This window comes from Paenibacillus sp. J22R67 (assembly GCF_059692175.1).
Window position 1 is genome coordinate 280,057 of the sequence record NZ_JCAUAX010000003.1, and the last position, 23,331, is coordinate 303,387.

General features: G+C 48.1%; 17 protein-coding genes. 14 read left to right on the forward strand and 3 right to left on the reverse strand.

Annotated elements, in window-relative coordinates:
• Nucleotides 1-29: 29 nt before the first annotated feature.
• Nucleotides 30-1,391 (reverse strand): LLM class flavin-dependent oxidoreductase, encoded by a 1,362-nt coding sequence (locus tag AC58VC_RS13220; RefSeq protein ID WP_497369233.1) that lies wholly within the window; start codon nucleotides 1,389-1,391, stop codon nucleotides 30-32.
• A 367-nt stretch (nucleotides 1,392-1,758) separates the two neighbouring features.
• Between AC58VC_RS13220 and AC58VC_RS13225 the strand changes: the two genes are divergently transcribed.
• The 14 genes from AC58VC_RS13225 to AC58VC_RS13290 all read left to right on the forward strand — a co-directional run bounded on the left by AC58VC_RS13225 (nucleotide 1,759) and on the right by AC58VC_RS13290 (nucleotide 21,009).
• Nucleotides 1,759-2,538, forward strand: coding sequence for an ABC transporter ATP-binding protein (locus AC58VC_RS13225; RefSeq protein ID WP_497369234.1), 780 nt, complete (start codon nucleotides 1,759-1,761; stop codon nucleotides 2,536-2,538).
• Between the two features lie 69 nt (nucleotides 2,539-2,607).
• On the forward strand, nucleotides 2,608-3,444 hold the full coding sequence (locus tag AC58VC_RS13230) for an ABC transporter permease (protein WP_497369795.1): 837 nt from the start codon (nucleotides 2,608-2,610) through the stop codon (nucleotides 3,442-3,444).
• A gap of 217 nt (nucleotides 3,445-3,661) precedes the next feature.
• Nucleotides 3,662-5,992, forward strand: a complete 2,331-nt coding sequence (locus AC58VC_RS13235) for a helix-turn-helix domain-containing protein (protein ID WP_497369235.1) — start codon at nucleotides 3,662-3,664, stop codon at nucleotides 5,990-5,992.
• A gap of 113 nt (nucleotides 5,993-6,105) precedes the next feature.
• On the forward strand, nucleotides 6,106-8,493 hold the full coding sequence (locus tag AC58VC_RS13240) for a glycoside hydrolase family 95 protein (protein ID WP_497369236.1): 2,388 nt from the start codon (nucleotides 6,106-6,108) through the stop codon (nucleotides 8,491-8,493).
• 309 nt (nucleotides 8,494-8,802) lie between these two features.
• A complete protein-coding gene (locus AC58VC_RS13245) occupies nucleotides 8,803-9,657 on the forward strand; it encodes an ABC transporter permease subunit (protein WP_161409899.1) in 855 nt (284 codons plus the stop codon).
• A gap of 22 nt (nucleotides 9,658-9,679) precedes the next feature.
• Nucleotides 9,680-10,579 carry a carbohydrate ABC transporter permease gene (locus tag AC58VC_RS13250; protein ID WP_497369237.1) on the forward strand — a complete coding sequence of 300 codons (900 nt, stop codon included), beginning with the start codon at nucleotides 9,680-9,682 and terminating at the stop codon, nucleotides 10,577-10,579.
• A gap of 116 nt (nucleotides 10,580-10,695) precedes the next feature.
• A complete protein-coding gene (locus tag AC58VC_RS13255) occupies nucleotides 10,696-12,357 on the forward strand; it encodes a type 2 periplasmic-binding domain-containing protein (RefSeq protein ID WP_497369238.1) in 1,662 nt (553 codons plus the stop codon).
• Between the two features lie 76 nt (nucleotides 12,358-12,433).
• The gene (locus AC58VC_RS13260) at nucleotides 12,434-14,815 is read left to right on the forward strand and encodes a glycosyl hydrolase family 95 catalytic domain-containing protein (protein WP_497369239.1); all 2,382 of its coding nucleotides are present in this window, start codon (nucleotides 12,434-12,436) and stop codon (nucleotides 14,813-14,815) included.
• Between the two features lie 300 nt (nucleotides 14,816-15,115).
• Complete coding sequence (locus AC58VC_RS13265; RefSeq protein WP_497369240.1) at nucleotides 15,116-16,057, forward strand: aldo/keto reductase family protein; 942 nt, start codon at nucleotides 15,116-15,118, stop codon at nucleotides 16,055-16,057.
• 57 nt (nucleotides 16,058-16,114) lie between these two features.
• Nucleotides 16,115-17,011, forward strand: a complete 897-nt coding sequence (locus tag AC58VC_RS13270) for an aldo/keto reductase (RefSeq protein WP_497369241.1) — start codon at nucleotides 16,115-16,117, stop codon at nucleotides 17,009-17,011.
• A 220-nt stretch (nucleotides 17,012-17,231) separates the two neighbouring features.
• Entirely contained in the window at nucleotides 17,232-18,233 is a 1,002-nt protein-coding gene (locus AC58VC_RS13275; protein WP_497369242.1) for a sulfonate ABC transporter substrate-binding protein, read from the forward strand.
• 40 nt (nucleotides 18,234-18,273) lie between these two features.
• Nucleotides 18,274-19,458 carry an FMNH2-dependent alkanesulfonate monooxygenase gene (gene ssuD / locus AC58VC_RS13280; protein WP_497369243.1) on the forward strand — a complete coding sequence of 395 codons (1,185 nt, stop codon included), beginning with the start codon at nucleotides 18,274-18,276 and terminating at the stop codon, nucleotides 19,456-19,458.
• The gene (gene ssuC, locus AC58VC_RS13285; RefSeq protein ID WP_497369244.1) at nucleotides 19,424-20,209 is read left to right on the forward strand and encodes an aliphatic sulfonate ABC transporter permease SsuC; all 786 of its coding nucleotides are present in this window, start codon (nucleotides 19,424-19,426) and stop codon (nucleotides 20,207-20,209) included. The genes ssuD and ssuC overlap by 35 nt, the downstream gene beginning before the upstream one ends.
• 20 nt (nucleotides 20,210-20,229) lie before the next feature.
• On the forward strand, nucleotides 20,230-21,009 hold the full coding sequence (locus tag AC58VC_RS13290) for an ATP-binding cassette domain-containing protein (protein ID WP_497369245.1): 780 nt from the start codon (nucleotides 20,230-20,232) through the stop codon (nucleotides 21,007-21,009).
• A 63-nt stretch (nucleotides 21,010-21,072) separates the two neighbouring features.
• On the opposite strand, the gene AC58VC_RS13295 is transcribed toward AC58VC_RS13290, so the two are convergent.
• On the reverse strand, nucleotides 21,073-21,885 hold the full coding sequence (locus AC58VC_RS13295) for a WYL domain-containing protein (protein WP_497369246.1): 813 nt from the start codon (nucleotides 21,883-21,885) through the stop codon (nucleotides 21,073-21,075).
• Nucleotides 21,860-23,185 carry a helix-turn-helix transcriptional regulator gene (locus AC58VC_RS13300; RefSeq protein ID WP_497369247.1) on the reverse strand — a complete coding sequence of 442 codons (1,326 nt, stop codon included), beginning with the start codon at nucleotides 23,183-23,185 and terminating at the stop codon, nucleotides 21,860-21,862. The genes AC58VC_RS13295 and AC58VC_RS13300 overlap by 26 nt, the downstream gene beginning before the upstream one ends.
• Nucleotides 23,186-23,331: the final 146 nt, after the last annotated feature.

The window sequence follows — 23,331 nt, forward strand, 5'->3', positions numbered from 1 at the left end:
CCCCCCAATTCTCAATGCTCACTTATCAATTAATATCCACTTACAGTTTCAGCCTTTTGAAAACGGCTTTGTGGTCTAGTCAGTCCTAAATGATCGCGCAAGGTGGTTCCTTCATACTCTGTGCGAAACAACCCTCTGCGTTGCAGCTCAGGAATGACGAGATCCACGAATTCTTCCAAACCGCCTGGCAAATAAGGCGGCATGATATTGAAGCCATCGCAAGCGCCGCCCTTGAACCATTCTTCAAGCTGATCGGCAATTTGGACCGGTGTGCCATAAATGGTGCGGTGACCACGAGCGCCTGTCACCCGGTACATCAATTGGCGAATCGTCAATCCTTCCCGGCGCGCCATATCGGAGACGAGCTGGAAGCGGCTTTTGCCGCCATTCACCTGCTGAAGCTCCGGAAGGTCAGGGAGGGGGCCATCAAGCGGATAGCCGGTCAAGTCGACATTCAACGATGCGGAGAGCATGGATAATCCGACGGCTGGCAGCACTTGGGACTGGAGAAGCGCTTCTTTCTCGCGCGCCTCTTCTTCGGTTGCTCCAATGACCGGGAAAATGCCCGGCATGATAAGGATGTCATTCGGCGATCTGCCGTAGGTGACAGCCAGGTCCTTGACGCTGCGGTAAAATAGCTGCGCTTCCTCCAGCGTTTGCCAAGCCGTGAAGACGACTTCTGCCGTCTGGGCGGCAAGGTGTTTCCCTGTTTCCGATGCCCCCGCTTGAATCACAACCGGTCTGCCTTGCGGTGAGCGAGGCAAGTTCAAAGGGCCACGTACGGCGAAAAATTCGCCGCGGTGATTCAGCTCATGCACTTTGCTTGGATCAGCGAATAGGCCGTTCTCCTTGTCAGCCACAATGGCGCCATCTTCCCAGCTATCCCAGAGGGAGGTGACGACATCAACGAATTCACGCGCTCGTTCATATCGTTTATCATGGGCGAGATGACGGCCTTGACTGAAATTATGGGCTTCTTCATCTCGGCCAGAGGTTACTACATTCCACGCTGCGCGCCCTCCGCTCAAGTGATCTAAGCAGGAGAATTCACGTGCTAAGTTGTACGGCTCATGATACGAAGTAGAAACGGTTGCTGCCAATCCAATATGTTCAGTAACACCTGCCAGATAGGAAAGCAGTGTAATGGGTTCGGGTCGAACGGTCACGGTATGCTTGATATTCGTCTTAAAACGATCAACGACTGCAAGCGTGTCTGCAAGGAAAATCATATCGAACTTGCCGCGTTCCGCCGTTTGGGCAAAATGCTCGTAAAACTCATGTTGTAGAATGCCTTGGGCATCAGTATCCGGATAACGCCAAGACGCTACGTGATGGCCCACTTGAAATAGAAATGCTCCTAGACGCAGTTGCCGCTGCTCTGGTGTACTCATCCTTCATCCCTCCAAAATATTGTCATTTCATATAAGCCCCCCGAGTATACAAAAAGGCTCTCACAAGCTTGCCGCTTTGAACGGTGCTTGGAGAGCCTTTGGTGGACCAATCGGCTGCATGTGTTATTGATTAGTTATGCTAGCATATTAATTCCGATAAAACAAGTGGGTTATGTAAGAATTAAGGGATTGACTTCCAATTTTTGTAGTGATATGATCGCTTTATATCCAAGTTAATCACTATGAATTGAAATTCAATTGAATCTTGTCGACCAGGTATCTGGAGACTTCCTGACTTCCCCGTAAAGGGGTTCGTATGGGGGTCTCTTTTTTTTGATTGAATAAATGGTTAAAGGGGGAGAGCTTGATGAGCGTACTATCAGTAGATATTGATTTACCGAGCAAATGGTTTCAGACGCCTCAAGGACACCGAGTTGAAGCACTTCATAACATTCAATTACAAATTAAAGAAGGTGAATTTATAACGATTATAGGTCCAAGTGGCTGCGGTAAAAGCACACTGCTCAAAATCATAGCTGGTCTGGATACTGAACATAACGGCAAGGTGCTTCTCGAACAAAAACAGGTAGAAAAGCCTGGTATTGATAAAGGATTTATTTTTCAGGAGCATCGCTTATTCCCTTGGTTGACTGTCGAGAAAAATATTGCCGCCGATCTTAACCTGAAAGATCCTGACGTCAGGGCACGTGTAGATCACCTGATTGAACTTGTGAGGCTGCAAGGCTTCGAGAAATCGTACCCGAGAGAGCTATCAGGAGGCATGTCCCAGCGGGTTGCCATTGCAAGAGCTTTGCTCCGTAATCCGAAGGTGCTCCTGTTGGATGAACCGTTTGGGGCGTTGGACGCCTTCACGCGTTCGCATTTGCAAGAGGTTGCGCTCGACATCTGGGAGAAGAACCGGACAACGATGATCCTTGTTACGCATGATATCGATGAGGCCGTGTTTCTGGCAACCCGAGTCGTCGTGATGGATGCGCGCCCAGGCACAATCCGTAACATCATTCAAGTCGATCTGCCCTATCCACGTAAAAAGACAACCGTTTCGTTCCAAGAACTGCGCAAGCTGGTGCTCAGCGAATTTGAACCCATCGATGAATTAGAGCTGATCGACAGCTCGGGTATTTAACTAAATGAGAATGAAAGTGAGGGAGCAGCGATGAGTCAAGCAGAAGTTATTGTTGGAAAAAATCAGCCCATTTCTCGGCCGAAGACAGCGGAACCACCCGTTTCGTCCGAACAGCCTAGCCTTTCAAAGCCGCAAAGGAAAGAAGCCAAATGGGAGCTTGTTGTGCGGGGGAGCATTTTGCCGCTGACCGTCTTAATTCTGTGGCAGATTTTCGGGTCGTTAGGGATCGTGTCCAAAACCCTGCTGCCCACGCCTTATGCGATATGGCAGGCCTTTTATGACTTACTCATTAGCGGTGAGCTCTTCATGCACGTGAGAATTAGTATTTGGCGTGCGGCCGTCGGCTTTCTGATTGGCGGAAGTTTAGGGCTAGCCTTTGGCCTGCTTGTCGGCCTGTTCCGCAAATTCGAGCAGACGCTTGATCCTTCCGTTCAGATGCTTCGGACAATACCGCATTTGGCGATCACACCGCTCTTTATTCTGTGGTTTGGTTTCGGCGAGTTCTCCAAAGTGCTTCTGATTGCGAAAGGAGCGTTCTTCCCGCTGTATGTGCAGACATTTCTAGGTATCAGGAACGTGGATTCTAAATTGTTCGATGTTGCTCGCGTGCTGGAATTCAGTAAGTTCAAACAAATCACGAAGTTGGTATTGCCTGCAGCGCTGCCTAATATTTTGCTTGGCTTGCGACTGTCAATCGGTGTTGCTTGGTTAGGCTTGGTTGTAGCTGAGCTCATGGGTTCAAGTGAAGGGGTTGGTTACTTGATCTTGGATGCCAGACAGTTCTCCCAGACAGCAATTGTGTTTGTTGGGATTTTGATTTTTGCTTTCGTAGGCAAAGGCTCCGATTCCTTGGTGCGTATATTAGAGAAGAAGCTGCTCAAATGGCGCGATAGCTTTAATGGGTAGATTCTCGCCGACTTGAAGGCAATGGTGAATGAGGGACGTTCATTGGATGACATCCAATGAACGTTTTATTTTTGCCGTGCAAGGAATGGTTGGCGCTATTTTAGCCCACCGCCTTATTTCGACAGACAAAATCCAGCTTTTATTTTATCATAGTAGGTATAAATGAAAACGCTTACTAAATTGGGATTGTACAAGTAGATGAGGTGAACAAGTTGTGATGAAGCTAACTAACAATCTGAAGCTGGAGCATTCCCCCATTTTCAGAAGTTTTCTAATTTCCTATGTGCTCATCCTGTTTATTCCCATGGTGACGGGTTTCATCTCCTATTATGTTTCCTCGGATATTATTAAGTCTAGCTCACTCGAGGCAAGCGCGATGATGCTGAACCAAAGTAAAGACGTTCTGGATCGCAGAATGGAAGAGGTTGAGAACATTACGAGACAGCTGTCGTTGGACCAGGAACTGAACTATGTGCTGAATCAGCAAGTGGATGTCGATCACTACGACGTATATGCTCTATGGAAATCATGGCGTAATACGGCAGCGTACAGCTTGACGAACACCTTTCTGGAGGATTTCTACATTTATCTAAACAATTATCATGCTATTTTTACGCCATCCGGTGTGTATGTGCGCCCTGATGATTTCTTCGACCTGTATCATTACGAGGATGTAAATCCGATCCAATGGAAACAGGACCTTTTAGGTAAAATTCATCGCAGGGAAACGTTGCCGTCAAAACCGTTTATCGGTAATGGTAAGAAAAGCAATGTCATCACTTATTTGCAGTCGATTCCGTTCGATAGTTTTCAGCATTCGCTCGGTACAGCTGTTATTTTGATTGATGAAAATGAAATAGCCAAAATGCTGGAACGCATTCCGAAGCAGTACGGGGGTTGGGCCTATATCAGTGACAAGGACGGTCATCCGATCGCCAGAGTTGGCATTGATGATGCCCAAATTCAAGCGATGAATATCCCTCATCTGATCAGTCAGCAGCCTGGTAACATTGTTGAAGGTGAAACGCTGCTTATTTCCTCGAAATCAACCTATAACGGCTGGATGTATGTTGTTGGCTTACCCAAAAGTGTCGTCTTGAAGCAGTCGGTTTTCATTGCAAAGGTGACTTGGACGATCACGATTTCAACGTTATTGCTGGGCATAGTGGCCGCATTATTATTTGCTTACAGGAACAGCGCCCCCATCAATCGGATTGTTTCGGTCTTTCGCGAGCAAATTGGTCAAGGCGGGTACAAAGGGAAAAATGCGTTCGATTTTCTGCAAGGAAATATTTCTGATTTGCTAGCCAGTCAGCGTTCTTTGGAAGAGGAGCTTAAGCGACAGCTGCCTTTATTGGAGGATGCTTTTGTGAAACGGCTATTGAAAGGGGAATTTGATTCTCTGCAGGAAGTCCAGACATTAATGCATTCATTGCCGAACATGAATTTGAAACGAGAAGCCGGTCATGTTGCGATCATTCGAATTAACGGCTACAGCGGCTTGGTCAGCCAAGAAATTATTCATGAGCTGAATGCGGCAAGGCTTTTGATCAAAAAAAGTCTGGTTGATTCGAGGAGTGTTTTCCAACTCAATGTAACGGATATCGACTCGGATAAAATCGGGATTCTTATGACGCTTAAGGAAGAAACTGTCCAATTGGAAGGGGAGGACATGACGGGTAACCTGTCTGGATTGTTTGAACACCTTAGAGAATATGTGAAAGAGGAGTACCGGATTCAAATGACGGTTGCCATTGGCGGCAGCTTCCAGTCACTATCCGATAGCAGTCGTTCGTTTGAGGAAGCGAGAGGCGCGCTTGATTATTCGGTTTTTATGGAAGAAGCGGAAACGGTCTGGTATCGGGATGTGATTAAGGAATCAACGACCTATTACTATCCGATTGATATGGAGCTGCGCATGTTGAATGCGGTTAAGATCGGCGAACTGCAAGAGGTTCACCGTATTTTTGAACAGCTGCTGGCACACAACTTTACAGAACGGCAGCTATCAGCGGAGATGGTTCAGCAATTATTTGGCGAATTGAAAGGGACTTTCTTTAGGCTGCTGCAGCATAGTCCTTTCACGGATCAAGCTGTGTCGCAAGGGCTGAAAGCGCGGATTGAGCATTTGCAGCTCTCAGCTAGCCTCGATCGCTTCCGCCATGACATTCTTGAGCTTCTTGAAGCATTTTGCAGTAGAGTGCTGAAGAAAAAAGAAGATAGTACGGGGGAAATGATCAACAAAATTGTGGATTTCCTGGATGCGCATTACTCAGATTCAGATTTAAACCTGTATAAGATATCGGTTGATGTCGAGCTGCCGGAGAAGTACATTTCGCAGTTATTTAAGGATCATACGGGTGAAAATTTATCGGATTATTTGGAGAAGATACGGATTAAAAAGGCTACGGATCTGCTGTTTAACAGTCAGCATACGATTGATGAAATTTCGCAATATGTCGGCTATAACAGCGCGCATGCGTTTCGGAGAGCTTTCAAACGCGTATCGGGTGTTTCCCCTAGCTTTTACCGAAAAACGGTCAATTAATGCTGTTTCCGTATAAGCGTACCCTAGTGTTAGAAGTGTACCTATACAGGAGGTTCGTATTGTGATTTATTGGGGTAGTTCATGATTCCATTCGTAAAAAGGAGCTGTTAACTTTGAAATTACGTTATCGAAGCTATGCAAAAGCTTGGACGGAAGCGCTTCCTATCGGGAATGGCCGTCTCGGGGCCATGGTTTTTGGCGATCCGGAAGCTGAGCATTTGCAGTTGAATGAAGATACGCTTTGGTCAGGCCGTGGGCCTGTTGACGGAAACAACCCGAATGCGAAGAACGTTCTGGCTGAAGTTCGCGGGCTTCTTGCAGAGGGCCTTTATGAGGATGCCGACAAGAAGAGCAAGGGCATGATGGGGCCATACAATCAATCCTATATGCCGCTTGGCGACCTTCATTTGAAGTTTCTCCATGGTGGAGTGGTTCGCGCGTATGAGCGTAGTCTGGATTTGACGAATGCCATCACTGGGGTGGAGTACCGCATTGGGGATATCGTGTATAAGCGAGAGATGTTTGCTTCATTTCCGGATCAAGTCATTGTGGTTCGGATTGAAGCAAGCGTTCCAGGCGCTTTGAATTTCACAGCACGACTGGATAGCCCGCATCCCTATCGAACAAACACGAGTGCAGAGCATCTCTTCCTGCAAGGCATCTGCCCGGAGCATGTCGATCCGAATTATTACAACCGGGATCAGCCCGTCCTGTATGGAGATCCTGAGACAACGGAAGCGATGCGCTTTGAAGGGCGACTTGGCGTTCGTCTGGAAGAGGGCACTTCTACCATTGATCATGACGGCTTACATATTAGAAGAGCTAGTGCAGTAACGCTGATATTCAGCGCGGAAACCAGCTTTCAAGGATACGATAAACCTCCTGCGAGGGGAATTGGCGAAATGGCTGCCGCTAATGAGGAGCGGCTGGAGCGAGCTCTGGGCAAATCCTATGAGCAATTGCGGCAAGCTCATATCGATGATTACACGGCGCTCTTTGGTCGTGTCGAGCTGAGTCTTGGCGCCTCTGAGGCACCCGAGGAGTTGCCAACCGACCGGCGAATCGAGCAGTATGGGGCGAAGGATGCCGGGCTGGTAGAGCTGCTATTTCAATATGGCAGGTATTTGTTAATTGCAAGCTCACGCGCCGGGTCGCAGCCAGCCAACCTCCAAGGGATATGGAACAAAGAAATAAGACCGCCATGGAGCAGTAATTTTACATTGAATATTAACACCGAGATGAACTACTGGCTTGCGGAAACATGCCATTTATCTGAATGCCACGAGCCACTCCTTGGGTACATACAGAATTTGTCCCACAATGGACGGAAAACGGCTGAAGTTAATTATGGCAGCCGTGGCTGGGTGGCGCATCATAACGGAGACATCTGGTGCCAATCTGCGCCAGTTGGGGATTATGGGCAAGGCGATCCGGTATGGGCACTGTGGCCGATGTCGGCTGCTTGGCTGTGTCAGCATCTGTGGGAGCATTATGCGTTCACCAAGGATGAGCATTATTTGCGTGAGCACGCCTATCCGATCATGAGAGAAGCAGCACTTTTCTGTCTAGACTTTCTTCATACGGACGAAGGCGGCCATCTAATCACGTCGCCGTCCACGTCGCCGGAGCACAAATTCGTGACGGCAGACGGACAGAAGGCTGGTGTGAGTCAGGCAACGACGATGGATATGTCGTTAATTTGGGATTTGTTTATAAATAGCATCGAGGCTGTCAATGTGCTGAAGCGAGCGGATGACGAGTCCTTTAGGGACGAGATGACAGCAGCATTAGAGAAGCTGAAGCCGATGCAAATCGGCAAACACGGCCAGCTTCAGGAATGGTCAGTGGATTGGGAGGATGAGGATGTCCATCATCGTCATGTGTCGCACTTGTTCGGTATCTACCCTGGACGTCAACTGACGGAGCAGGAAACGCCGGAGCTGTATCAGGCTGCGCGAAATTCCTTGGAGCGGCGCGGAGACGGCGGCACGGGGTGGAGCTTGGCTTGGAAAATCTGCTTATGGGCACGTTTCCAGGACGGGAATCGAACGCTGCAGCTAATCTCCAATTTGCTTCAACTGGTGGAGGAAGACGGGACGAACTATCATCGCGGTGGCGTTTATGCCAACTTGTTCGATGCGCATCCGCCTTTCCAAATTGACGGCAACTTCGGATTTACCGCTGGTGTGGCGGAAATGCTCGTCCAATCGCATGCTGGCGAAATTTCCTTGCTGCCTGCTTTGCCAGACGCATGGCCTACTGGCTATGTGAAAGGTCTCCGAGCAAGAGGAGCGATAGGTGTTAGCCTCTCGTGGGAGGAAGGCGCTCTTCAGGAAGCAGAGCTCGAAGTGCAGTTTGGTGGAGGCTGCCGCATTCGCACCAAGAAGGCTTTGCTCTCGATTGAATCGGAAGGCAAGCAAGTACCTTTTGAACGCTTGATGGACGGTGTTATCCGTTTCGATGCGGAGGCCGGTCGAACGTACACGCTGCGCTGTGTATAAATGCTTATTATCAAACGGCGGGTTCCATCCGGATCCGCCGTTTGGTGTTTCTTCTGAGAAATGTACCTGTCAAATCCAAGTGTACCTTTTCTGATTTCAGCGGGTGTACGCACTATTTTGAGGTGTACCTTTACGCTGGAGGGAGAAATGTGGTCTTGTAGAGATAGAAAGCGCTACCAAACAGGAGGGATTGATCTGGATACCGTATCCGTCAGAGAAACACGCGCTCCGAGTGTCACCAAGAAGAAGTCCAGGCTGTGGATGGAGGCGAGAAGGAGCTTTCGGAAGCACTGGCAGTTCTACTTACTTATTATACCGGCTGTTCTTTACTTCCTTATTTTTAAGTACATTCCGATGGTGAATGCGGTCATCGCCTTCAAGGATTATAGCGTTGTCAAAGGGATTTGGCACAGTCCTTGGGCTGGTTTCAAGCATTTCAACCTGTTCTTCAATAATCCGCAATTTTGGGTGTTGATGAAAAACACGCTGTTCCTTAGTTTATATCAGATCGCTATTGGCTTTCCCGTTCCGATTCTGCTCGCCTTGGCGCTAAATGAAGTACGCAATGGCATTTTCAAAAGAGCCGTACAACTTGTCACCTACGCGCCTTACTTCATTTCAACCGTTGTCATGGTCTCCATGATTATGCTGCTTCTCTCCCCGAGATTAGGCGTGATCAATATCATTTTACAAAGCTTCGGCTTAGAAACGATCAACTTTCTTGGCATCCCGAGCATGTTCCGTAGTGTCTACGTATGGTCTGACGTATGGCAAGGTGCAGGGTACTCAGCGGTTATTTATTTGGCCGCACTGGCTGGGGTTGACCCATCGCTGTACGAAGCGGCTAAAGTCGATGGAGCTTCTCGTTTTCAGAAAATTATTCATATTGATATTCCCGGTATTATGCCTACAGCCGTCATCATTTTGATATTAAGCGTAGGGAACATTATGTCTGTCGGGTTTGAAAAAATTTATTTGCTGCAAAATCCGCTTAATCTCGAAACCGCTGAGATTATCGCTACTTATGTCTATAAAATCGGTTTGCTGAATGCGAACTTCAGCTTCGCAACAGCCGTCGGTTTGTTCAATTCGGTTGTGAATTTGATTCTGCTCTTGCTGGTTAATGCCATAGCCAAAAGAATCTCTAGTACAAGTCTTTGGTAAAAGAAAGGAGAGGACCCGCCAAATGATCAAGATGGGGCGTCGTATTCGCGAATCGACTGGGGACCGGCTGTTCCTAACGGGCGTGTATATCATTCTGGGAATCGCACTGATCGTCGTTCTTTATCCGCTAGTATTCATTGTCAGCTCATCCTTAAGCAGTCCGCTCGCTGTTTCATCAGGACGTGTGTGGTTATGGCCAGTGGATCTTACATTCGTGGGATACAAGGTTGTATTAAGCAATCCGCAGGTACTTCAGGGCTATGGGAACTCGTTGTTTTATGCCTTCTTCGGCACATTAATAAGCGTTACGTTAACGATTATTTTGGCTTATCCGCTATCGCGAAGAACTTTCTTTGGACGCAGCGCACTTATGATGTTCATTACATTTACAATGCTTTTCTCTGGCGGTCTAATACCTACGTATTTGGTCGTCAAACAGCTTGGTCTGCTCGATACGAGGTGGGCACTGCTTATCCCGCAAGCCATCTGGGTATGGCAAATCATTATTGCCAGGACGTTTTTCCAGTCTTCCATTCCAGATGAACTGGCGGAAGCGAGCGAAATGGATGGTTGCAGCGACTTTCGTTTTCTGTGGAGCGTTGTGCTTCCCTTGTCCAAACCGATCATCGCAGTGCTGATCTTGATGTATGCCATCGGGCAGTGGAATGCTTACTTTGATGCTTTGATCTATTTGAAAACACAAAGTTTATATCCGTTGCAGTTGATTCTTCGCAGTATTCTGATTCTCAATTCGGCGGCGTCAGGCAACATTGATGCGGCTGAGCAGCTGAGAAGACAGCAGTTTGCTGATTTGACCAAATACTCGCTCATTGTCATAGCAAGCTTACCTGTGTTGATCATATATCCTTTTGTGCAGCGGTATTTCGTCAAAGGGATGCTGATTGGCTCTGTGAAGGGATAAGAGACACCTAGGAGAGGTGGTGGTGCGGCCCCGAGATTACACGGAACAAAGCGTAATAACTTGGATAATAGCACATGCAGGGGTTACCATTTGACAACGAAAGGGAGAGGGCGCATTTGAAAAAAACAGTTTCAACCTTATGGATAATGCTGCTAACGATCAGCTTAGTTCTCACAGCTTGTACATCCCCAACTGCTTCTGATACGAGTACGCCGGGCGCAACGGGCGTGGCGAAACCATCGGAGGGCACTGGCGCTCCGGTTCCGATCATGATTTTTGCTCAACAAGATGCGAATATCGACCTGGCGACAAACAGCTTCTCCAAATTGGCGGAGCAGAAATTCAATATTAAATTTTCATGGCAGACGGTTCCTTTCGATGGTGCGGCTGAGAAAAGACAGATTTCACTGGCCAGTGGCGATTATCCGGATCTGTACATGCTGATTCCGTGGGTTGATAAATTTTCACAGACCGATATTCTTCGGTATTCCCAGCAGGGCGTGATTCTTCCGCTTGACGATCTCATTAAACAATATGCACCCAATGTACAAAAGGCTTTGGACAAATACCCCTACTTTAAGGCGATGAACACCGCGCCGGATGGCAAAATATATGGATTAACGCAATTGGTCGAATGTTACCACTGTTCGTATCCGAATAAAATGTGGATCAATTCGTCCTGGCTGAAAAAGCTAAATCTAACCATGCCCAAAACGCTGGATGATTACAAAAAAGTTTTGGAAGCGTTCAAAACAAAGGACCCGAATGGCAATGGCAAAGCGGACGAAGTGCCGCTTAGCGGATCTATTGAAGACTATGGGGTTCACATCATCCCTTACTTTATGAATGGCTATATCTATGATGACGATCGCACCTATCTCCTGCTGAATGATGGCAAAGTGGATGTAGCAGCTAACAAGGAAGAATGGAAGCAGGGACTACAGTTCGTGAAGTCTATGTATGACGGCGGCTTGATTGATAAGGGAGCATTTACTCAAAATGCTACAGCCTACAAGAAAATCGGCGACAATGCGGATGCGCAAATTTTAGGCGCTGGGGTCGCTATGCACCCTTACATTTTCATCACAGGCGGATCCGATAGTTCCAAAACGTACGATGCCGTTCCACCGCTGACAGGGCCGAATGGGGCGTTAGCGACTTATAATTATCCGAGCGATCCAGGCGCGACCTTCGTTCTTACGAATAAAGCAAGCAAGGAAGCGCAAATCGCCGCTATTAAATTAGTCGATTACATGTTTACGCAGGAAGGCCAAATTCGCGGTCACTTCGGTGAAGAAGGGAAAGACTGGCGGAAACCGAAGGATGGGGATTCTCCTGTAGAGAAGTCAGCGACTCCTCTTCTGGCGACGATTCCTACGCCAACGGGGGAAACTCCGCATAACTCGGCTTGGGGCCCGATGGCGCAATATTTCCAACCGAAGGAGTTCCGGGACAGTTGGGTTGCGGCTACGGATATCTATGACACAACTGGTTATGAGCGCAGATTGCAAGAAGCTACGCATCTGTATGATGGCAAGCAGCCAAAAGATGTATTCCCGCACTGGGCGATCTGGATCGATCCGTCAACAGCTGACGAAGCCGCTATGCTGAAGACGAATATTAAAAACTACATCGATCAGAATTCGCTGCAGTTCGTCACAGGCGCCAAAGATTTGAACAAGGATTGGGATGCCTATGTAGCTGGTTTGAATAAATTAAACCTAAAACGTTATATAGAAATCATGCAGCAATCCTACGATAAATCATTCAAAAAATAAGGCGATGGTCCTGTACGGCCCAGTGGTCGTACAGGACTTTTACGCTGCCAAATGATGGGTAAGGGAGAGAGTAACCATGAATAGTAGTGAGCAAGCGAAGCGACACCCAATTCGCTATGAGAAGCCAGCACCAGATTTCTTTGAGGGTGCATTGATGGGGAATGGCGGCCTTGGCGCCGTCGTCACAACACGTCCAGATGCGGTTGTCATCCATTTTGGACATAACAATGTGTGGGACATTCGAATTGCCGAGAATAATCAAGATAAAATTGGCACTTTTCAAGACGTGTTTAAGCAATTGAGGCAGATTCCGAATGAGCTGGAGTCGTTCCGAGAGAACGATTGGTATCGCGAATACTGTGATATGACGGCGGAGAACTACAGCAAACCATACCCTCGGCCTATGCCGTGCGGCTCTCTTCTCCTCGGCTATGACCGACGCAAGGCGGAAGTTCTTGGCCATAAAGTACATATTCACAACGGTCTCTGTGAAGTTTATTTCAAGCTGGAAGCGGGGGAGGCCACCCTGCAATTGTTTATCGAACCTGAGGCGGATCGGATGTGGATGAAACTTGTTTCGCCGGAAGGTGCTGTCGGCGGATTGTTCGACCGGGTCAAGCTTATCCCCGATCCAGATACGCCGAAGGAGCTGCCGGTTGCGCAGAAGGCGGTAGAGGCTGAGCGGAGTCAGCTTAGCTTCAGGCAGACGCTTCCTTGTGCGCCAGAGGGGAATAAACGCGATCCAAGGGATAAAGCGTTCCGCTTGGATGTTCGTGTAGCCGAGGACATGGAGGCAGCGGATACCGCAGGCGGCATACAAGCCAAGCTGCTCCAAACGGCGTCGTTCCTGGCTTGCGTGGAGCTGACAGAAGGCTTAGACAGTTCCGTTGCGGCAGGAGGGCTGCAGGAGCTGGAGGTTCCTACGGTGCAAGGGATTGCCGCCGCTTTCGCTGCTTGCGAGAACAATTGGGCATCGTATTGGAACTGCTCAGGCGTGAGTCTCGGTGATGAGTTTCTAGAGCAGATTTGGTATTGGAATTTATATTTCTATCACTGCTCTGTCAAACCCGAAGCGACCTGTCCGGGTCTGTTCGCGAATTGGAGTTATCGTTCCATAGGCTCGGAGTGGCATGGCGACTACCACATGAACTACAATACGCAGCAGCCGTTCTGGCTTGCTTTTTCCAGCAACCATGTCGATAAGCATCTGGCCTATGTCAATATGGTAGATCATATTCTGCCTGTGAGCCGAAAATGGGCGAGTGAATACTACGGCATGCGAGGAGCCTATTATCCGCATTCTGCTTACCCGGTCGAAATGAACATAATGCCTTATCCAGTGCCGCATTGGGGCTGGGAAGTTTGTGAAACTCCTTGGACGGTGCAGAGTCTGTGGTGGCATTACCTTTATACGATGGACCGGGATTTCCTGGCGAATCGAGCTTTGGAGCCAATAAAAGAAGCTGTGCTGTTTATGGTGGATTACATGAGCAGACCAGATACGCACGGAGAGGCGTGGGGGGATGATCGTTATCACATTTTCCCTACGGTCGTTCCTGAATTGTACGAATTGACGCCTGGTTTTAAGAAAAATTATGACTGCCTTGTTGATTTGACGCTGACCAAATTTGTGTTCCATGCCTTTAAAGAAGCTTGTGAAACACTCGGTATCGAGGAGGAAGAGGCGGATTTGCTGGGCAGCGTCCAAGAGATTTTAAGTAAATTCCCTGAATATGCAACGGCAGAATCGCAGCGTGGAACGGTATTCGTATCGGTGCCAGGGGAGGATGCCGAGGTTGTCTATAACACGCCGAACGGCATTATGACGATTTTCCCGGGAGAGGAACATGGCCTCCACTCAACAGGTGAAGCGTATCAAATCGCGCTCAATTCCTATCTGAATCATCGGAATGAAGGCGGTAACGAGCTTGTCTTCTACCATCTCGCTGGAGCACGAATGGGACATCTGGACCTGGAAAAGTTCAAACGGCAAATTAGCTACTGTCTGCTGCCTAACGGCACGTGCACCGACCGTGTTCTGCTGTCCGGCGGCAGGTACAGCGATACGCTGAGCTTTGATTTTATGAGCAGGGTCGGGATTTGGTTTGAGAACTTCGCGCTGCCGGTCGTCATTAATGAGTGCCTGCTGCAAAGCTATAACGGCATTCTTCGCCTGTTCCCGAACTGGCCAAGCGAGCAGGATGCCGAATTTGCCACGCTGAGGGCGGTCGGAGCTTTTCTGGTGAGCGCATCGATTTCAGGAGGCGAAGTGCAGTGGGTCGAGATTGAAAGTGAGGCGGGTGCTGAGCTGAGGTTCTATAATCCATGGGAGCACGGGGCCGTGTGCAAGCAAGCTGGCGGAGATGTGACCATCTACGATAATATTGTTCAGTTGTCTACAAGCCCTGGCGAGAGAATCCGGTTGGTGAAAGCTAACGCTCAAGTAGCGGCAAGTTGAGCAGAAAATGGCCTGATCTCTGTGCCGAAGGGCAGGGAGTTAGGCTATTTTCTTTCGGAAAATAGGTGCGTTTGCTGGTGTGGTATATCGGAGCCAGCCACCTTAACTCATTCATGAGGCTGAGCGCCCCCCACGAAGCTTTGCTTTCAAACTATTGAGGAGGCGATTACTAGTTACCTCCACGTAACTAACTTAATTATTTGATATTATGTGAGAAACTTTTCACTACTTATATTCCTTAACCAACTATTGATATAATAGTAGAGCCTGTAATTGAAAATATTAGGAGGAAGAAATGAGATGAAATATCGTAAATTAGGGCTTTCAGGGTTAAAGGTAAGTGAAATTAGTTTAGGTAGCTGGTTGACATATGGTGGTTACGTTGAGCGTGAGAATGCAGTCAACTCCATTCATAAAGCTTATGAATTGGGAGTTAATTTTTTTGATACAGCGAATGTGTATGAGCGTGGTGAAGCGGAGAAGGTCGTAGGCGAGGTTTTGAAAAATTATCCGCGTCATTCCTACGTGCTTGCTACCAAGGTGTTCAGTAAAATGGGTGACGGGCCTAATGATAAAGGCCTTTCTCGCAAGCACATTTTTGAACAGCTGCATGCGAGTTTACAGCGACTTGGTACGGATTATGTGGATGTGTACTATTGCCACCGCTATGATCCGGAAACTCCGATTGAAGAAACACTGCGGGCACTCGATGATCTCGTTACACAAGGGAAAGCGCTGTATATCGGGGTAAGCGAATGGACAGCCACTCAAATGGCCCAAGCATTAGCCGTAGCTGATAAGTATTTACTGGATAAAATTATCGTTAACCAGCCTATTTATAACCTTTTTAACCGTTATATTGAGAAAGAGGTTATTCCGTTAGGTGAGAAACAAGGGATTGGTCAGGTGGTCTTCTCGCCACTCGCGCAAGGCTTGTTGACGGGTAAATACAAATCCGTTTCTGACATCCCACAAGATAGCAGAGCAGCGAAGCTGGATAATTTCCGCAAAGGTTTGACCGAGGAAAATATCGCCAAAGTGCAACAGCTTGAAGCCGTTGCAGCAGATTTGAACATTTCTATCGGGAACTTAGCGCTTGCTTGGATCTTGCGTCAACCGAATGTTTCTAGCGCCTTAGTAGGTGCGAGCCGTCCTGCACAGGTTGAGGACAATGTGAAAGCTTCGGATATTACCTTATCTTCAGAAGTTTTAGAGCGCGTAGAAGCGATTATGACGAAGTAATAATAGTTAAATCTTAATGCTCTTCATCTTAAATCTCTTCAAAGGAGAAAAGCTATCATGGAAAAGCGTCTATATGGCAAAACAGGCATGCAGGTAAGTGTTCTAGGCTTTGGCGGCGCTGAAATCGGCTTTTCCTCGGCTTCAACCGAAGACGTGGACAAGCTTCTAGGCAGTGCGCTAGATGCTGGTTTAAACGTGATTGACACAGCTGAATGCTATAACGTGAGCGAAGAGTTAATCGGTAAAACGGTATCGCACCGGAGAGATGACTACTATTTATTCACCAAATGCGGCCATGCGTCTGGGTTTGACCTCCCTGACTGGGACCCTAAGCTGCTAGAAATGAGCATTGACCGCAGCTTAAAACGTCTGAACACAGACTATATCGACGTGATTCATTTGCACAGCTGCTCGGAAGAATTACTTCGGCGGGGCGAAGTGATTGAGGTTTTACAGCGCGCGAAGGAGCAAGGGAAAACGCGTTTCATCGGCTACAGCGGTGATCATAAAGCGGCTCAGTATGCGGTTCAATCCGGCTTATTCGACTCGCTTGAGACTTCCATCAATATCGCCGATCAGGAAGCTATTGAACTTACCATCCCGGGTGCTATTGAAAGAGGCATGGGTGTGGTTGTGAAACGTCCGATTGCCAATGCAGCTTGGAAAACAGGGGAGAAGCCGGAGAGTGCTTATCATCACCCTTATTGGGAGCGTCTGCAGCAGTTGAAATACGAGTTTCTGCAGGCGGAGCTGCAGGAGACTATTGAAGTTGCTTTGCGTTTCACGCTGTCTGTACCAGGTGTCCATACCGCAATTGTCGGGACGGCTAATCCGGGGCGTTGGCTGGAAAACGCGAAGCTGCTGGAACGAGGCAATTTACCTCAAGAAGCTTATGAGACTATCCGCAAAAGATGGCAGGAGATTGCCGAAGTCGATTGGATTGGTAAAGGTTAACCCTAGTTAACCAACTGTGGGTATTTGACGGTTGGTCTTTTTTTTCCAAAAAAAGTATTGACGAATGCGTATATTGTTGGTAAATTAAAACCAAGTAAATTGATCAGAATAATTATGTATCGACCGGACCACCGGAGACACATGCTTAACTTCCATTACGGGAGAGCTGTGTCTCTTTTTGTATTGTTCAGTGCGCTAGATAGAAAAGGGAGGTTCTTTTATGAAAAAAAGTTTAATCGTTTCATTTATTTTATCCACGCTTCTCGTCACAGCGTTAAGCGGTTGCGGATCGGCTTCTAAAGCGGTGACAGGTTCTGCAGATACGAAGGCGCCAGCGACTGCCAAAACAGAGAAGAGTACAACAATTCGAATTGGCTATCAGAAATACGGTACGGTGAATTTCCTGAAAGCAAATGGGGAGCTCGATAAAGTGTTAAAAGAAAAAGGCATCACGATCCAATGGACAGAGTTCCCCGGTGGTCCTCAATTACTGGAAGCTATGAACGTAGGGAGTATAGATGTGGGGCATACCGGAGAAGCGCCGCCGATTTTTGCGCAAGCTGCTGGCACGCCGCTCGTTTACTTGGGTCATGAGCCGGCAAGCCCTGCCAGTGAAGCGATCCTCATCCCGGAGAAGTCGGAGATTAAATCCGTTGCTGAGCTGAAGGGGAAGAAGGTGGCCTTGAACAAAGGTTCGAACGTTCACTATTTATTAGTGAAGCAGCTTGAAAAGGCTGGTTTGAAATATGAAGATATTCAAGTCGTGTTCCTCCCTCCGGCAGATGCCAGAGCCGCTTTTGAGAAAGGCAGTGTAGATGCTTGGGTGATCTGGGATCCATTCTTTGCAGCGGCTGAGACTTCAGCGAAGGCTAAGATTCTGGCTGATGGCAAAGATACCGTTGCGAATCATGAGTTTTATCTGGCTACCCGGTCCTATGCACAAAGCAATCCAGAGACGGTAAAAACGCTCCTGGAGCAGCTGGCGAAGGTCGATACTTGGTCCAAGGATCATCCGAAAGAGCTGTCCGAAACCTTGTCACCGCAGCTAGGCATTGATGTCCCATCTCTGGAACGTGCAGCGAAACGCAGGACATACGGCATTCAACCGATTGATGATGCTCTGCTCAGTGAACAGCAAAAAATAGCTGACAGCTTTTTCAAACTAGGCCTTATCCCTAAAGAGATTAATGTGAAAGATGCCGTATTGCCGGCTACGAAATAGCTTCGAGCTAACTAATAACGAATAAAGGGAGACGATGGAGATGGAAGTATTCTGGTTCATTCCGACACACGGGGACAGCAGATACATTGGAACTACGAAAGGGGCACGCGCAGTCGATTATGGCTATATGAAGCAAATTGCGCAAGCAGCGGATAGGCTGGGTTATGGTGGTGTTCTGTTGCCAACTGGAAGATCGTGCGAGGATGCATGGGTTGTCGCCTCATCCTTGATTCCAGCAACAGAGAAGCTTAAATTCCTTGTTGCCGTTAGACCGGGCTTGATGTCGCCCACCCTTTCTGCCAGAATGGCTTCCACCTTCGATCGCCTGTCTGATGGGCGTCTATTGATCAATGTTGTGACCGGAGGAGACACCCAGGAGCTCGAGGCAGATGGTTTATTCCTTGATCATGATGCCAGATATGATTTGACAGATGAATTCCTGCATATTTGGCGCAAGGAGCTTGCAGGCGAGCAAGTCGATTTCGCCGGAGAACACTTGCAAGTAAAAGGCGGGAAGATCGTCTATCCACCAATTCAAGCACCGTACCCGCCGCTTTATTTCGGCGGTTCCTCGCCGGCTGGGATTGAGGTTGCTGCGGATCATGTTGATGTTTACTTAACGTGGGGAGAGCCTCCTGCTCAGGTAGCGGAGAAAATTAAAACAGTTCGTGAAGCTGCTGCCAAACGAGGCCGAACGGTGAAATTCGGAATACGGCTGCATGTTATCGTGCGCGAAACAGCGGAGGAAGCATGGGCGGATGCCGATCGTTTGATTTCGCATCTGGACGATGAAACCATTGCCGCTGCGCAGAAAATATTTGCGCGCATGGATTCGGAAGGTCAGCGCCGCATGGCTGAACTGCATAAGGGCGACCGTACGAAGCTGGAGATTAGTCCTAATTTATGGGCAGGCATTGGACTTGTCCGAGGTGGTGCGGGGACGGCTTTAGTAGGTGATCCTGAGGCTGTTGCAGCGCGAATGAAAGAGTATGCTGAGCTAGGTATTGAGACTTTCATTTTCTCGGGTTATCCACACTTGGAGGAGGCTTATCGGACGGCGGAACTGCTATTCCCGCACCTGCCTCTGAAGAAGGGTGTGAATCGAGCGAACGAAACTGCCAACTACGTAAGCCCGTTCGGAGAGCTAATTGCCAATACGGAATTGCCAAAGCCGACGAAGGGGGTTCAGTATGGTGAAAACCAACCTGCCAAAGTCTCTGGGTAAACAATTACTCCCATGGGTACTTCCAATAGTGCTTATCGTGCTATGGCAGCTATTGGGACAATTTGGGGTGATATCCACTCGCATTCTATCTACACCTACGGCAGTGTTTACAGCGGGTGTTCATTTAGCGCAGAAAGGAACCTTATTTGAATATATCGGCGCCAGCTCCAAACGAGCTTTTATCGGTTTTGCTATAGGAGGCAGTATTGGATTTGCACTTGGCTTAATTAACGGCCTTATTCCCATTCTTGAAAAGATTACGGATACGTCGGTACAAATGCTGCGCAATATACCGCATCTCGCGATGATTCCTTTGGTTATTCTCTGGTTTGGCATCGGGGAAGAGGGTAAGCTCTTTCTGGTTGCGTTAGGTGTCTTTTTTCCGATTTATTTAAATACTTTTCACGGTATACGTTCTGTAGATCCGGGGTTAATTGAGATGGGCCGTGTTTATGGGCTTCGCCATTTCCATCTATTTCGTAAAGTCATCGTTCCCGGTGCGCTGCCCTCAATTTTGGTCGGTGTTCGCTTCTCATTAGGTATCATGTGGATAACTTTGATCGTGGCAGAAACGATATCATCCAGTTCGGGGATAGGTTACATGGCGATGAACGCCAGGGAGTTTCTGCAGATGGATGTCGTTATTCTGAGTATTCTGGTTTACGCCTTGCTAGGCAAAATATCCGACTATATGGCGAAGCTGCTGGAGCGCGCTTGGCTTCAGTGGCATCCGAATTTCTTGAAATCTTAGCGTAGAGGAGAGTGAGCGTGATGGCTGACACGAAGGGCATTCGATTGCAAGTGAAGCAGACGGCGAAGCATTTTGGTCAAAAGCATGTGCTGCATGAAATAGAGCTTGATGCAGAGCCAGGTGAGTTTATTGCGATTGTCGGACGCAGCGGTTGCGGCAAAAGCACGCTTTTGCGATTAATTGCTGGGCTTGATAAACCATCAAGTGGACAGATTGAGGTGGACGGCCAGCAAGTGAAGGGCATCAACTCGGATACACGCGTGTTATTCCAGGATGCCCGCTTACTCCCATGGAACCGTGTGCTTGCGAATGTTCAGGTCGGCGTGCGAGATGGCTCGCGCGTAAGGGCAGAACAAGTTCTTGCACAGGTGGGACTCGCGGACAGAAGCAATGAATGGCCCGGCGTCTTGTCAGGCGGGCAGCGCCAACGCGTTGCTCTGGCTCGTGCATTGGCCGGGCAGCCCCGATTGCTTCTGCTGGATGAACCACTTGGCGCTCTGGATGCATTGACACGCATTGAAATGCAGCAGCTGATAGAACGCCTCTGGTTTCATCAGCGGTTCACGGCTTTGCTTGTCACGCACGATGTTTCAGAAGCGGTTCAACTTGCGGACCGCGTGATTCTAATCGAAGAAGGCAGGATTGCCTTAGATGTGAAAATTACGCTTCCGCGCCCTCGCGTACGGGACAGCGGTTTCGCCTATTTTGAACAGTTGATTCTGGATCGCATTTTGGTAAAAGAACAAAATCCTCATTTTACAGATGTAGCAGCAAACAACAAATACGCCTTTTCCATTTAGGGTTTGCATCGTTAAATGAAAAAACCACTTCAAGGCGGCTGCCTTAGGAGTGGTTTTTTTGAATTAGCTAGTGGTTGATGGCGTTTCATACCTAGCCAAAGCCTTCTGAGCGGATTCCAGCATCCTCTTTTGCAAGTACTCACCCTGCGTGACGCGCACCCGTTTGCCAAGAAACCGCAGCTTGCTCAGCACGTATTCGGCTTCATTGTTTAGATAGGTTAGCCGAATTGTATATGTACCCTCTTTATCGTCATAGTCGACCTGCTTCTCGAAGCAAGAGAATGCATAAAGAATCCGTGACAATTCTCGATTATATGATTTGATGACAGCGATGGTTGCATGGATGTGACGTTTTTGCAGCAGCTTTTCAATTTGTACGTGTACCTCGGCAGCCCGCTCGGGGGAGAATGGCAGATCATGAATGGCTTCAATGTTGTCCAGCTTTGAGCTCATCATGGCGCGGTGTCTGAGATGATACCAGAGCAAGTACCAATCTTTTTTGACCTGAGAGTATTCGAGTTTGTATGGGAAAGCCATTTCATTGATAAAAATACGCTCATCCTTCACGCGGTAAGTAAGCCTGATGGCACCTTGTCGTGTAATAACTCGGCGGAGTGTGCGCAGCTGCGGATGAAACACATGTTTCTCTTTACTTCGCGCTTTCTCCGTGAACGCTTCAGACAAATCCAGGGCAGGTTCTATATCCAGAACCCTCTGAAGCTTCTCTAAAGCAGCAGGCGTGAAAGCATGTAAGGCAGCACTGTGATTCAGCATCGTTTTTAGCCAGGACCGCTCCACAGAAGTCACCATGAACGTCCCTGAATTTTCCAATCTCATGATCATATCATAGTTAAATATTTTCTCGAACAGGTTCATAATAGCCCGATAACTCCTTCCACTCCGCAATCATCTCCTGCCGGAATTCTCTGGGTTCTAGCACCTCACAGCTCGAGCCAAAACTTCGAATCCAAGGCTTAATTTCCGTAGTCCCATTGACGGTGATCTCGTAAACGAACGAATCTTCCAGCTCCTCTGTGATTTCTCCCCATTGTCCTTGTAGAAATACACGCTCTTTGATGAAATTCGGCCCAGATCGGCCCGGGTTGTAGAAGCGCGCTTTTACCGTTACAGCACTCCCTGTGTCTATGACCCAGCTTAGCTTAATTCGCTCCTCTAAATCCAACTTTTTCTCATTGAAAAATGAGGCATCGACCAGCTCGTCATGCTCAATCTGTGTCATCCCTTCGACCCGGAATTTACGGATGCCATGGCGCGAATCATTGGCTAGCAAATACCATCGCCCATACTGGTGATCGTACACGATTTGCAGCGGCAGAGCCTTCTGCAGCTGTCCTTCCATTTCCCGTTCGAATAAGGGATTCGTATTTTTTGAAGCGTAAGATTGGCCATTTTTGGGTGAAAAATAAAGGAATTGGATCTTGCGGCGCTGGGTGATCGCAGACAACAATCCGGACAAATGGGCTTCGTCCAAAATCCGAGAGTAGTACTGATATTTATACAAAAATGGCTCTGCAGCCATTAGTTCGGCTGAGTTCCGATTCATATGCTTTTTAAGCCCATCACGCAGTAAATAGCCTTGTACCGAAGGCACCTGTGTATTGGCCATCACATCTATGAAATCATAGAGATCAATAAGCTCATCCTGGGAAAGCTCGTCTATGAACGCATTATGTATACGGTACCGATAGGGGCGTGACCCCGAGGTTTTCATAATGACGCCGACTTCCTCCAGATATTTCAGGTCGTTTCGAATCGTTTTCTCATCCGGAAGAGTTGCCTCGCTGGGGATGCCTTTACTGCAAGCTTCAAGCAGTTCAATCGCGGTCAAAGGCTGCTCATTCAAAGCGGCTAGCAGCACAGCGATCCGCTGGCTTTCCGACTCTTTCAGCGATTTGGCCCGAAATAAGAACAGCAGCATGGGGTCCGTTGAATCGAAATAGCTGTAGCGCAGCATATCGGCAAATTCTTTGCGCTGCGCATCCTGTGCTTGCTGGTACATGGTCGAGATGATTTCTTTTAACCGGCGTAATGTTTTATCAAACGTATGTACCGAAATTCCGAGTCTCTCAGCAAATTGCTGCCGGCTATACGCTCCGCTTGTCAGTACGAACATTCGCAGAAATTGGATTTCTTTATCAAAGCTTTCCCTGGCCACACAATCCCCTCGCTCTTCCTCTAACCTGATCTTATTGTAGCAGGGGTGCGTTTAGGAGAAAATGGAAAACTTTTCAGGTGTCGTCATACTTTCGCCATGTTCGCAACATCCTAAATAAGAGAAGATAGCTGTAGAAGACAAACGGA